Here is a 12,981-nt window from a genome sequence, read left to right on the forward strand (position 1 = left end):
AGACCCTGAAAACGGGCCGCCGCCGCTGGACGGAAACTCCGGTCGGGCTACGCCCTCCCTACGTTCCCGCCCAGCGGCGTTCTCATCCTGATTGACGCTGCACTCTCACCTTGATCGCCGCGCCGCATTCTGGCTTTTCATTCGATTACTTGTTCTGTTCTCCGCTGTCCAGGACCAACGGCACCTACACCGCCAGTGCGGTCGTCTCAAAAAGAGGGGAGAGAACCAAAAGTAGCTCAAATATGCGCTCGCCATCTTGCTCATATTCTGCGAGCTTTAGAATCGCCATCACTTTGTATCATTTTGGAAAGCGATCACGGTAGGTGCGAGGGTGTAGGCTCGCCCCGGAGCCGCGATTGACCCGGGAGATCGGTGTCGATGATTGAGAGAGCAAGATTGTTGGCTAGGCGCCGGCTCCGTTGGGCCCGCACCAAGGCCGAGGACACTGCCTGTCGCCTATGTTGGTCCGAGAATGCAAAGGGTGTATTCTACTTTTCAATTGCCCTGATTGCGGGCTACCTGAATTTCCCAGGTTTAGCAATCGCACTCGGCACAATGGCGATGTTGAAGGGTGCCAAGGCGGTCGGGTGGGCTAGCTGTGCGATCGTCATCAGCCCGCGCCTCCAACACCCAATCAGGCCGATCCCACGCCTTCTTGTTCGCGCTCGGCGAGTATACCGCCGCCTCTGACCGGCCGCGACAGCACCCACACTCAATGGCCCGCAGTTTAACTGAAGCGAATCACTTGGTTCCTTTTGCGCGGCAAAGGCGTATTCGACGAGGGAGAGGATCGTTGATATAAGCACATTCGCTTGCCTTGCCGCGCGCACATGGGTGGGGCATTGAGCTTCCTCCAGCAGATGTAGTTAACCCGCGTCGTTCGTTCCCCGCAGATCGTAACGGGGCTTGCAAACTCGCTAACGAGAGCAGCTCCAACTCAGCCTCAGAGAAGGGGGCCTTGGCCTGCTGCCGGTTTTTCGGACACGCAGTTAAGCTAGGATAGCTTTCTCCTCGAACTCGACGGGGCTCATATAGCCTAGTGTCGAGTGCCTCCGCCAAGGGTTGTAGAAGCGCTCAATGTAGTCGAACACGTCCGCCCTGGCGTCATTTCCTGTAGACTTTGCGGGCCGTACGCTCGGTCTTGAGCGACGAGAAGAAGCTCTCCATCGCAGCATCGTCCCAGACCTTACCCGACCGGCCCATCGATCAGATGATGCCGTGATCGGTCATCAGCCGCTGGAACTGCTCGCTGATGTATTGCGATCCCTGGTCGGAGTGGTGCAGCAGGCTGTCAGGCTTGCCTCTCCTCTAGATTGCCATGATCAGGGCGTCTGTGACGAGTTGAGCGCGTTGCAGCGGGCTGGCGGCGAGCCTGGCAATCTTGATGCTGGGCTCGCTGCTTTTCGTGCCTACCTCATGCCATCGTCACGGATCGCCTCGGCTGACGTGCCCGTCATGCTTCTTCCGCTGGAAGCGCGTGTCGACGAACTAGACTAGTGCGCGTCCATAAAGGCCGGTTTTGCTGGGGTTTGAAGGGTCGTTCTGGCTGCGCCATCGGTGCTTCTTGGCAGCGCGTGATGGCACGAGCGTGCATCGGCGAGCGAGAGCATTTGCAGCGGCCATGCCAGCATAGGGTATTGGCCGACGCCTGCCGGCGTGCCACTGAAGGCGACCCGATGAGTGGCGTCAGACCGGTTTGAGGCGGGTGAAGAGTGCGAGATTGTAAGCCACCACAGAGGACCAGACATAGGTCTTGAAGTGGTCGAGCCCGCGCCAGGTGCAACGCGCCAAACCGTAAGCACGCTTGAGGCAGGAGATGCCGGCCTCGATGCCGGCGCGGAAGTTGCGCAGCTTGCGATAGACCCACTTGCTTTTGACCATGTCTTCGACCTTGAGGCCGCTCTTCTTGTGGAAGGCCATGTCGCGCACGCCGTAGGCCTTGGCCCGGCGCAGATTTTCGCGGCTGGCATAGCCGCCGTCGGCCGCCGCCTGCCGCGGCGCCTGGTCCCAGATGCCGATGTGGCGCTCCAGCATCGGCAAGAACCGCTCGCTGTCGGCCGGGTTTCCGGCTTCGATGACGAGGTCAAGGATCAGTCCGCTTCGGCCGGTGGTCAAATTGAGCTTATGGCCATAATCGACGTCGCGGCTGCCCTTGACGATGATGTCGGCATGCGGCTCGAACAAGCTGACCAGCTTGTCGCCGGCCTGCACCGCCTCGCCGGCCAGGACCCGCCGCTCGGTCTGGGCGATGATCTGTTCAATCAGCGGCCGGTAGTGGCGGATCTGGACCTGCCACAGTTGGCCGGCCGGGCCCGCCGCCAGGGGCAATTGCGCCGGCGCCTGCTCGACATAGCCCAGGGTTTTGCAGGTGATCTTGAGCAGCTCGCGGTAGTGCTTGACCCGTTTGGGGCGGCCGCGGGCATACTGGATCGTCCGGGCCCGCTTCTTCGCCGCGCGGCAATGATCGTGCCATGGGATGGCGCTGCCCAGTGCATCCGCCTGCTGCAGCAAGCGCACCATCACCCGCACGGCATCCCACAAGAGGCTGCTGTCGCTCGGCTCGTGGATCAGCGCCGCGGTGACGGTGCTGTCGAGCCGCATGACGCTGCCGGTTTCGACCCCGTCCTGGCGGGCGCTCGCCAGCAGCATGCGATTGATGTCTTCCCAGGTTTCGGCCCGGATCGCACTGATCGTCTTGTGCAGCACAGACTTCTTCGGGCTCCACCCCCACGGCAGCCGGGCAAAGGCACGGAACGAGGCAGAGTCTTCCAGATGGAAGGCCAGCTCTTGATAACTCAACTGGCGGTATTAAGCAGCGCGCAACGCAGCACCGCTTCCGCCGGCAGACCTGTGCGACCGGTTTCCTTGACCCCATGCCGGCGCAGGTCCCGCGTCACCAGGTTCAACAGATCGCGATGCTCGTCCAGCCACTGCGACATCGCGCTGAGCTCACGGCCGATCTCGTGTTCGGCGAAAAGATCAAATATACTGGCCTGGACGGTGCGTTCTTGGCGCATTGTCGGCTCCGGCGGTTGCGGTTTGTCTTTAGAATCAGTCGCTTGAAACTAAAGCGTACCTGAAATCGCCGGGGTTTGCCTGTCGAAATACTGAAATTATTCCAATAATATCAGCAATTTACCGTTTGTGGACGGGCACTAGACTAGGCGCAAAAGCCCGTCATCTCCAGGCGATTTGCGGCAAACGACGCACAACATTCGCAGCCGGCATCAGTCAAGAGAGCCTGCTCGAAAGCTTGAGCTGCAGATATCGGTCATGGCCTCCCGTCAAGGCAGACGGCTGTCGATGGATCGCCCGCAAGTCCGGTTTGCAGCGCAAGGCCTAAAACGCTCTGCGCTATGAGCGCCATCTGCCTGGAGCGGGCATGTTCCTGTGAGCCTCGCCCACCAAACTACAATGCCCAGTTCGTCACGGCGTCGACACTGGTGGCGATGTAGCCAAGGTGCAGGCCGGTCGCTCGCTCGCCAAACACTTGACGACGCTGTCGCGAAATTGTTGGTCATCGACGAGTTGAGCTGTTGGCACCGCCCATCTGCTTTTCCAGCTGGTGTCGCGGCGCTACGAGGAGGATCGATTTAATCACTTGCAATCGTTCTGCGGGAGAGTGGGGAAGCGTCTTTTTGGAGACCCCATTGCCCCAACGGCGATCCTGGGATCGCCTTCCTCACCCCAACTCCACCGCAATCACCATACGGGCAACGCTATCGCCTTTGCGTAAGCACTATCCCGGCCTTCCGCAGAGACCGGATCGGCGCTCCATATCGACGAAACACCCGGCGAATGAAGGGGTCAGTTCTTCAGTTCGCCAAGGGGGGCAATCCTGGAATCGCTTGACTCAAGTCTTGCACCGTGACTGCGGATAGCGACCGAATGCTGGGCAGCGGCGACGCTGCTGCATTGTAGCAGCGTTGTTGATCCCGTCTTCGATCACCTTCGAAGGACGGCGCGATCGGACCCCGCAATCCCATCACCGCACTGTGCGACGCGTGCAATATCAAGTAATGCATACCGTGTACGCCCTCTGGCTTCGCGCAATCCGGGAAGGGACCTTGCCGAACTGCGCCGACCACAGTCATTCGGCAGCGTAGTGATCGAACTTCGGGTCTATATCAACGCGCCGTCCAGGCGCATCGCACCAAAATATCATAATCAAATCATGTACTCTAAATGTAATCGAAAGAAAAACTTAACATTGTTGCTTATTGAAGCATAGTTCTTCCTATGATAGCGTATCGAGATAACAGAACGTGGCCGGTTTCACGCCTTTTTGCATAGGTGCTTTGCTGGTGAGTTGGCGATAATAGAAATAACTTATATACTATCGTTTTGCTTTTTTATTCCGTGAGAGGCGAAATGCATCCAGACGTTCAAAAAGTGCTAGTTGAGTACGAGGCAGATATCTACGCGACCTAGGTGTGCTATTGCCTTCAACGGATTCGCCGCAGGCCGTTCTGCTTTCGGTCGGACCTGATGCCGGCAGGTTCCTTAATTCGCTTCTTAAGGCGTCCAAGGTGCGCAGCATTCTTGAGCTTGGGACGGCCTATGGCCATTCGACAATCTACCTGGCCGAGGCAGCGCGAACAAATGGCGGGATGGTGACGAGTTGCGACTTCGATGCAGAAAAACAGACCTTCGCAAACGACATGCTGAGACGAGCTAGACTGCAGGATCACGTTGTTTTCCGCTCGGAAGACGCGATTAAAACAATAGGAACCTTAGAGGGGGGAATCGAGTTCTGCCTGATCGATCTCTGGACCAGCTACTATATTTCAGCCTTTGACGCTCTCTATCCAAAGCTGGCTGGATCAGCCTGCGTCGTCGCTGACAACATTACAAGTCCAGATCCTATCGCAGGTGAGGGTTACCGCCAACACATTCGCCTGAGGAAGGATATCGAGTCGATCCTGCTGCCTATCGGATGGGGCTTAGAGCTTTCGAGGCGGCGTATACGCGGCTGATCGATTCTCCCAGGCGAGCACGATCGAATCCAAGGCGTATAGTGGGAAGCAAAAGATCGTAGCTTGTCCTTTAATCAATGAAAGTATTTTATCAATCCAGCCTTCGTAAACTTAATTTGCAGGAGCTCGACAATCATGAGGATAATTTCGTTGAAACCGGGTCATGATGGAACGATTGCAGCACTGGATGCATCAGCAGCCGAGCTCATCTACTCATATGAAGCCGAAAAGGATAATTTTCCTAGATATTCGGCCATCACCTCGACCTCAGTTCTCGACGCCACTAGCCGTCTCGACGCCATTCCGGATGTGATCGCTATCAGTGGCTGGACGAAGACGGGATTCACTAGCGACTGCTCCGTCGGAGCAGGCTACAAGGGCATCACTCATGGGTCGGAAATTGTAGGCAAGAAGACGATCTTCGGCAAGAAGGTGCATGTCTATTCCTCGACTCACGAGCGCTCGCACTTTTGGGCCTCCTATGGCATGTCGCCATTCCCCGCCGGAGTGCCTTGTTATGCACTGATCTGGGAAGGAGCGCTCGGCGATTTCTATGAAATCGACGAGCGCCTGCAGGTCGTGCATTTGGGAAAAGTGATGGCGACCCCTGGCGACAAATATGCTTTCCTATATGCACTGGCGGACCCGACATTTACCTTGCCCAAAGGGAAGTTGCGCTACGAAGATCCCGGCAAGCTCATGGCACTTTGCGCTTATGGGCAGACCGGATCGCCCACTCCGGACGAGAAAACGCTGATTGAATTTTTGCTTCCACGTCAAAGTATGGAGCGCTCGCTGAGCAAGGAGGACTTGCGAAATTCACCCTATTACAACATCGGAGTAACCCATCAAAAGTTCACCAACCTCGCCAGGCGAGTGTCAGACGCCATTTTCGAATCGTTCCACGCATTTGCGAAGAAGAACCTAACAAAGGGGTTCCCGCTGCTGATTGCCGGCGGGTGCGGATTAAATTGCGAGTGGAACCGCCGATGGGTCGAAACGAAGCTCTTTTCCGATGTCTTTATTCCGCCGTGCGCAAATGACTCAGGCTCAGCAATCGGGACCGCAGTCGACGCGATGCGGCATTTCACCGGTAATGCGAAGGTCAAATGGGACGTCTATTCAGGTCAGCCTTTCACGCTAGACGACATCGACCGGACTGGACTTGAGGTTCATCCACTCGACTACGACCAGGTAGCCTCGGCGTTGCTCAGCGAGAAGGTGATCGGCTGGGTCCAAGGGAATTGCGAAATCGGGCCGCGGGCGCTCGGCAATCGGTCGATTCTCGCGGCGCCTTTCTCAAAGGCAATCCATGAGCGGTTGAACCGCATCAAGAACAGGGAAGGTTTCCGCCCGATCGCGCCGGTTTGCCTTGAAGAGGACGTTGGGCTCCACTTCGACTTGGCAATCCCGTCGCCCTACATGCTTCTCTTCCAGAAGGTTCTCGATAACCGATTGGAGGCCGTTACCCATGTTGACGGCACAGCGCGGGTACAGACTGTTTCACAAGAGCAAAACTGTCGACTGTTTCAGCTACTTAAATCATTCAAGGAGAGAAGCGGGGTAGGAGTGCTTTGCAATACATCACTAAACTTCAACGGTGCTGGGTTTATTAATCGTGCAAGCGACTTGCTGAACTATTCCAGAGCCGCAGATCTCGACGGATTCGTTATTAACGATGCTTTTTATCTCCTCAGACCGACGCCGCCCCTATAGAAGTTTGGGCATAGGAATCTCCATGCCAAGCACCTCGCGCCGGCCGTCGGTGTTGACGCCCACGGGACAGGACGGAGACAATGCGTCCGCCGAACCTTCACGTAAGTGGCATTAATCCATAGGTATGACCAGTCACCTTCGATCGGCCGTTCGAGGAAGGCCTTCACCTTGCCGTCGATTTCTTCGCGCAGCCGCGACACCTGGCTCTTCGAGATGCCGCTCATGCCCATCGCTTTAACCAGAGCGGGTCGAGATGCCTGAGGCGTAAGGCCTCCGGATGACGGCCGTCAGCGCCTTCTCAGCCATGCGGCGAGGCTCCCAGGAAACTGGGGAAGTAGGAGCCCTTCCTCAGTTTGGGGATGCACAGGTCGACCGTTCCGGCCCGAGCCTCTCAGTCCCTGTCGCGGTAGCCATTGCGCCGGGCGGTCCGCAGCGCGCACCCGTAGCCGGCGCCAGCTTCAAAGTCATCAAAAAGATGACTATCAGCCTGTCGCAACGCGAATGCAACATCGATGGAGTGTACTGGCTCGCTCCTGGGATTGTGTCCGCGATAGCTTAGTATAGGTTCCAAGCCATCGAAAATAGGTATTCCGATCGTTCTATCAATTTTTAGCGGCGTTCTTTACCAGTGATGCCGAGATGTCGGGATGCTGACTATTGCTTTCGCCTGGAAAGACGTTATCGACCAATTAATTAAGTTGACGGCCCGCTGAAGCACCGAATGGGTCAGTGCGCGGCTACGTGAAGCGGCGATGACATGTCCGACACAATCTCGCACACCGCCGCTCCTGATGATCGGCGTCTTGGGCTGAACGTACAATTCGACCTCGGCGATATCTGATACAGTTGCCGCCCGCCTGTCACCATGGATCCAATCGAGGATGCCATCGCGATCAGCAACCAAGTATCGCGCGGCCGAAATTTGCGAATTGCTTCCGCGCAAATTCCATTTGTCGCCGATCACAACCTTGAGGTGCTCCGTGACCAAATCGACACCGTGGGCCAGCCGAATCATCTGAGGGGCGGGCGACCCCGGAAGACGTGGATTGACTTCAATGACGACTGGGCCGCGCTTCGTCCACCGAAGTTCAACGTTAGTTGGCCCCCAACCAAGGCCGAGAGCTCGCAAACAGCTCTTCGAAACATCTGCGATACAATTACGCTCATCATCCGTCAGCACGGCCGGATAGATGAGTTCATGATAGACGAAGTGAGGTGAGCGGCAGAAATCAAGGGCGCCAATCCCAACAACCTCATCGCCCATTATGTCGATGCCATAATGCGGGCCTTATACGAATTCTTCGACCAGTATCATCGGCGAGGTGCGCATACGTGCTCCCCGCCCTGCAGATAGGACTAATATAACTCAGTGATGGTGCCGCACAATCGGACACCGCGGCTGCCGCTGCCTACGGCTCGCGAGAAGGTGACGTTGAGTGAATTTGTCGCAACATCGTTCAATCGATGCAGCGTTCGGCCCCGGTAGATCGAAATGCCGGCAGAGCTTGGCGGTTATCACACAGAACTTCTCTAAGGCGCAGGTAATACCAACAATGTTATGGATCTCGCCTAGGTGGGGAACAGTCGCGGATCAGCGCTTAAAGACTCTAGGCGCTGGAACAATCGAGACATTTGTTCGTGTCGTTCTTCCGAACATAACGACCGCCATCATAGGCAGTGCGCTACTGGTATTCATCCTTAGCTTCGACGAGATCGCTATCACATTTATGCTGACAGGCACTCAGAACACGTCGCCGATGTATATTTGGGCCAGCTTGCGGCGCGGAGTTAGCCAAGATCTCTGTGCGATTGCTGCACTGATGGTCACAGCGTCTATTTGCTTGGTGTTTACGGGACTTCGCCTTTCCCGGTCACAGGTCTCATGCGGGCCCTTGAGGGGCAAGCGAGCTTGGCTGTCGTCGCGGCGGCGCGGGACCAACGCCCAATCAGCCCTTAAACTGATTCAGCGCATCAGGGAGGTTGCCTGATGAGCTTGATCGATGACATGGCGCTGCCGGACGAGGCGCTGGAGGCCTGGATGGCGGCCAAGACCAACCCCCGCCCGCTGGTGCGCACCATGTCGGCGCTGGATGGCTTCGTCACGGCGGCGGTCACCGGGCCGCGGTTCGCGGACCCGCAAGACAGGATGTGCCCGCTAATGAGGCTGCCGCGCGACGTTGTCAATGGGCACCGAAGTTTCCGCGAATGTGGGCATCCAATTTTCCCTGGCTGACAGGCGAATGGGCCCGGTGATCAGCCGGCATCTTGATCGTCGGATCTCGCTGTGGGCGCCCGCCCGCGTTTTTTCGGCGGCGGAGTCGGGTTGATGTGTGCTTTTGATCGAACGTGCTCGGGGACGAGATCGGCGCGCTGTCTAAGGCGGTAGCTTGATCCCTCGAACTGGATAACGACGGCGTGGTGAAGCAGGCGATCAAGGAGTGCGGTTGCGACAACAGGATCCCCGAAGACCTCGCCCCATTCATGGCGCCCTTCTCGGAGCAGGCATTGACGAGCTGGAAGAACAGCTTGCCGCCGCCAGACACGACAGGGAGATAGCCGATCTCGTCGACGACGAGCAGTGAGGTGCGGCATAGATAGCGGATACGCACGCGAAGCTGCCCCTCGCACTCGGCCTTGGCGAGCGCGGTCGCCAAGTGGCTTTTGCCAGTGCTGGGCGGGCCGAGAAGATGGACTACCTCCGCCCGCTCGATGAACGTCAGTTCGGCCAGCACCATGATGCGGTTGCGATCGAGCGAGGGCTGGAAAGCGAAGTCGAAGCCGGCGAGTGTCTTGACGGTGATCGGGCGCGCCATTATCAGAGCAGTATTGATGCGCCGACTTTCGCGTAGAGATAGTTCTTCGACCAGAAGTTCGTCGAAGGCCTGGTCGCCGTCGATCCCGCCCTGCTCAAAGCGCCGCAGGGTCGCGTCGAGCGCTTCGAGCACGCGCGGCATGCGCAGCCCGACCAAGCTCTTCCTAATACTGTCGATGGCCGGCTTCCCCCGACGGCCAGTCGCTCGGCGACGGCCTGATAGAAGTCGAGCGAGCGCCGGGCGACATGGTCGCCGAGACGGCCCACGGCGATATCCAGGGCGGTTTTCCTCGCCGCGTGGCGAGCAGTCTCCTGACGATGAGCCGGATCGCTCTGATATTGGCGGCGCCCCTCGAGCACAGGATGGCTGGCGACCAGCCTGCCTTCGTCCAGAATGCGGATGCAGTCGGCAAGTTGATGAACCTCGACAAGACGCCGGGTGCGATCGGGAACGCTGTAGTAGTTGCCGCCGATCGAGACGAGCCCGTCATGGCTGACGCGACGCTCCAGCTTGAGAAGCGCGTCGAAGCGAACTGCCGGGAGAGATTGAAGTTCCGGCTGCTCCGCCGCGAAGGCTTCGCCGACGATGCGTTGCGTGGTGCCCCAGGCGAGCATTGGCGACGGTGTCGAGCCAATCTTGCAATTGGTCGTTCAGGTCGTCGAGATTGCGGGAGCTGCGGGCCAGCAAGAAGTCCTCGCGGATGTAGCGGAATGGTCACTCGACTCTGCCCTTGGTTTTGGCGCAATACGGCCGGCAAAGCCAAAGCGCTTGGCCAGCGCCAGCAGAGAATGATTGTAGATGATGTGGCCTTCTTTATCTTCGCCGTAACCGCCGTCTTCATTCTATCGTAGAGGATCTCGATCGGCACTCCTCCAATGGCGCGTCGAAAGCCTGCATATGACAGCGCAGCAACGGACAGGCCCTGACGGTGTAGATCCAAAATCATCAGGCGTTCTCCAAGTTGGACCACCAGCGCCGCTCCCCGTCCCCAAAGTGCCGGGATGGACGTCGACCGCGCGCTGCACCAGCGCGTGCGCGACGGTTGCCGCGCCATCCAGCCCGTCCTCGGCGAAGGCGGTTTCGAGGATATATTCGGCCGACCCGCGCGTCAGCGTGACAAGCACGCGCCCGGCGATAGCTTCAAGCGTCGCCGCGATCGCCTGGCCGCGGCCGTCGCGCCGGCGCGCAAACAGCTTGGCGCCGAGGCGCTCGGCGGCGGGATCCCAGTTGGGCTGCTTGCCCAGAACATGGGCGGCGTCCGACGGCGTAAAGCCGCAAATCTGCACGAGAACGCGCGCGACCAGCCGGCCTGTGGTCGAGACTTTCAATCTCGCCTCGCTTGTTCTCTTAGAGTGTTCCTGGATTGATCCCCGCTCTTACCTGGGTGCAACTCTTCATCCGCTAGAACGAGCGTTGGAAACGCAGGATGCCGCCGACGCTGTTCTTTTTGTCGGCTTTAGTCCAGTTAACGTTGGAAGGGTCCACCATGCCGACGCCGAAGTCGCCGCAGCGGTCATAGTCGACTTCGGCTGTGACCGTGAAATCTGGAACGAGCGTATAGGCGACGTTCATAGCGACACCATAGTTCTTGAACTGATCACCCGAGACTTGAAGGTTGAATGAAGTTGTCTCGTTGAACTTGTAAGTGGCGCCAGCCCAGAAAGCCCAGTTGCCGCCCCAAATTTTATAGAAGCCGCGGCCGTGAGTGTCGATTGCGTTCGTGGAATCATCGTTGAGCTTGCCATTGGAGCCGTAGCCGAACATTCCGAATAGGGACAGATCGTTGGTGACATTGACGTCGATGCGGACTTTGCCGACCACCGATTCGTAGTTGCTATCATAAGAGGCAACGCCGGTGATCGCGCCCCACTGTTGTGTGTATTTCAGGCCGCCGACCACGTGCGGAACGTAGCTGTCAATGGTGCCGACCGCACCTTCGCCTTCTTCAAGCGAGATCACGGCCGAAAAGCCGTTACCGGCGTCAAAGTAGTACTGGACGACGTTGGTTTCGAAATCACCGTAGGGAACGAGCATCTGATTGAGCACGTTGCCAGGATAGCCAATAAACATATCGAAGGCCGACCAGTCCTTACCAATTCGGAGATCGCCAAGCTGAATCCAGGCGAAAGTCAGGCTAAGGTCTCTGTTGGAGGCATAGTTTTGAGGACTGTCCGGATCCGAATAAGCGTTGCGGTTGCCAAAGTTCATGCGGGTTTCGGTATAGGTCTTCAACGTGCCGAATTCGGTTTCCTGGCTGGTCCAAGTCTTCAGCGTGAAGCGGGCATTCTTCTTCCAAGTAGCATTGGTGCTGCTGTCCTCGTGGTCGGTTGCCTTTGCGCCAGCGAGCGAGCCGACGTCACCCAAGCCGATGTCGTAGCGGACATGGCCGCCGATGCGCAGGCAGGTTTCGGTGCCTGGGATATAGAAGTAGCCTGCACCATAGACGTCGCAGATCTTGACGTATTCGGCCGGGTCTGGCTCGGCGACGACGATCGCGTCGACGGCGCGGGCGTCGGAAACTGCAATCAGGGCCGCAACTGAGCCGAGAAGAAGGCTCGTGATGTTCATTCTTGATCTCCGTTCAAAGATAAAAAAAGGGGAAGGGCGTCAAAGAGCGAACCCTTCCCTTGTCCCCACGATCTAAAAATGACGCGCAATGCGCTGCGCCTTTCAGTGTGACGAACCTGTCATGACAATGGGTCAAGAACAAAGGCGATGAAGCTAGGTCATACTTTAAAACAATAGGCGTTTATACATATGTTACCTGCTGCAATACCGCACGGGGAATTCAGCCCTTTTGAGCCAATCGCCATAGTCATCTCCGCTAGTTGTGGACAGACCCTCACAACGGCTTCCAAAGTTGCCTGCGCAAGTGAGGTGCCATCCTGACCACGCAGCTGCGAGTTGACACTCAAGTTTGCCGGCGGACCCTTGGTTCGCGCTTCCTTCTCTTTTTGCCTTGAGATCAAGCCGAGCACGAAACGCAAACGTTTCGGATATGGTTCGTGTGTTCGATACGCGACAGGTTTCGTTCAATGGCGACAGCGTTTGCCGTGAGCCTCGATATTGAGACATCATGCGGCGACACCGCTCAGCACGTCAGGCCGGGTGCCGCAGGACTATAATGGTCACGAGCGAGACCGGGCATGCGATCCTTGCAGCATGGCCCAGACGCCTCCGGCGAGAGCCGCCTTGCGCGAGCATGGCACGGTAGCGAGGCTGCGCTGTTAAGGTCGTCCTTACGAGCGCAGTTGGCAGCACAGCATCAGCCATGTGACATTATTGACCGGGCCGGAGCGGCGGCGTCGTTGGAGTGAAGAGGATCAGTGCCGGATACTGGCCGCGGCATTCGCGCCCGGGGCCACGGTGGCGGCGGTGGCGCGTCAGTACGATGTCGCGACCAGCCTGATCTATAAGTGGCGCCGCACGGTGAGAGCCCGCGAGACGGGCTTTGCCGAGTTTGTCGGTGTTCCCGA

At 57.9% G+C, this 12,981-nt stretch carries 6 protein-coding genes and 7 pseudogenes; 5 read left to right on the forward strand and 8 right to left on the reverse strand.

Annotation, left to right across the window (positions count from 1 at the left end):
- Window positions 1-989: 989 nt before the first annotated feature.
- A pseudogene (locus AC4FWB_RS32145) lies at window positions 990-1,347 on the reverse strand (IS3 family transposase); the annotation flags it as partial.
- 339 nt (window positions 1,348-1,686) lie between these two features.
- Window positions 1,687-3,017, reverse strand: a pseudogene (locus AC4FWB_RS32150) (ISNCY family transposase).
- Window positions 3,018-4,433: 1,416 nt separating this feature from the next.
- Here AC4FWB_RS32150 and AC4FWB_RS32155 point away from each other — a divergent pair.
- Both AC4FWB_RS32155 and AC4FWB_RS32160 read left to right on the forward strand, forming a co-directional pair.
- Window positions 4,434-4,976, forward strand: a complete 543-nt coding sequence (locus AC4FWB_RS32155; RefSeq protein WP_491030268.1) for an O-methyltransferase — start codon at window positions 4,434-4,436, stop codon at window positions 4,974-4,976.
- 150 nt (window positions 4,977-5,126) lie between these two features.
- Window positions 5,127-6,692 carry a carbamoyltransferase C-terminal domain-containing protein gene (locus AC4FWB_RS32160; RefSeq protein WP_491030269.1) on the forward strand — a complete coding sequence of 522 codons (1,566 nt, stop codon included), beginning with the start codon at window positions 5,127-5,129 and terminating at the stop codon, window positions 6,690-6,692.
- A 15-nt stretch (window positions 6,693-6,707) separates the two neighbouring features.
- On the opposite strand, the pseudogene AC4FWB_RS32165 reads toward AC4FWB_RS32160, so the two are convergent.
- A pseudogene (locus AC4FWB_RS32165) lies at window positions 6,708-7,206 on the reverse strand (transposase); the annotation flags it as partial.
- A gap of 108 nt (window positions 7,207-7,314) precedes the next feature.
- The gene (locus AC4FWB_RS32170; protein ID WP_491030270.1) at window positions 7,315-7,956 is read right to left on the reverse strand and encodes an ATP-grasp domain-containing protein; all 642 of its coding nucleotides are present in this window, start codon (window positions 7,954-7,956) and stop codon (window positions 7,315-7,317) included.
- A gap of 289 nt (window positions 7,957-8,245) precedes the next feature.
- Between AC4FWB_RS32170 and AC4FWB_RS32175 the strand changes: the two genes are divergently transcribed.
- Together AC4FWB_RS32175 and AC4FWB_RS32180 are read left to right on the forward strand one after the other, a co-directional pair.
- A complete protein-coding gene (locus AC4FWB_RS32175; RefSeq protein ID WP_491030289.1) occupies window positions 8,246-8,680 on the forward strand; it encodes an ABC transporter permease in 435 nt (144 codons plus the stop codon).
- A complete protein-coding gene (locus AC4FWB_RS32180) occupies window positions 8,680-8,925 on the forward strand; it encodes a hypothetical protein (protein WP_491030271.1) in 246 nt (81 codons plus the stop codon). The genes AC4FWB_RS32175 and AC4FWB_RS32180 overlap by 1 nt, the downstream gene beginning before the upstream one ends.
- 20 nt (window positions 8,926-8,945) lie before the next feature.
- On the opposite strand, the pseudogene AC4FWB_RS32185 reads toward AC4FWB_RS32180, so the two are convergent.
- The 4 genes and pseudogenes from AC4FWB_RS32185 to AC4FWB_RS32200 form a co-directional block, all read right to left on the reverse strand.
- A pseudogene (locus AC4FWB_RS32185) lies at window positions 8,946-9,646 on the reverse strand (ATP-binding protein).
- Window positions 9,647-9,660: 14 nt separating this feature from the next.
- Window positions 9,661-10,417: pseudogene (locus AC4FWB_RS32190) on the reverse strand (Mu transposase domain-containing protein); the annotation flags it as partial.
- Between the two features lie 83 nt (window positions 10,418-10,500).
- Window positions 10,501-10,824, reverse strand: a pseudogene (locus tag AC4FWB_RS32195) (hydantoinase/oxoprolinase family protein); the annotation flags it as partial.
- 82 nt (window positions 10,825-10,906) lie between these two features.
- Entirely contained in the window at window positions 10,907-12,073 is a 1,167-nt protein-coding gene (locus AC4FWB_RS32200; protein WP_491030272.1) for a porin, read from the reverse strand.
- Window positions 12,074-12,778: 705 nt separating this feature from the next.
- Between AC4FWB_RS32200 and AC4FWB_RS32205 the strand changes: the two are divergent.
- A pseudogene (locus tag AC4FWB_RS32205) lies at window positions 12,779-12,892 on the forward strand (transposase); the annotation flags it as partial.
- Window positions 12,893-12,981: the final 89 nt, after the last annotated feature.

This window comes from Mesorhizobium sp. LEGMi-168a (assembly GCF_058312955.1).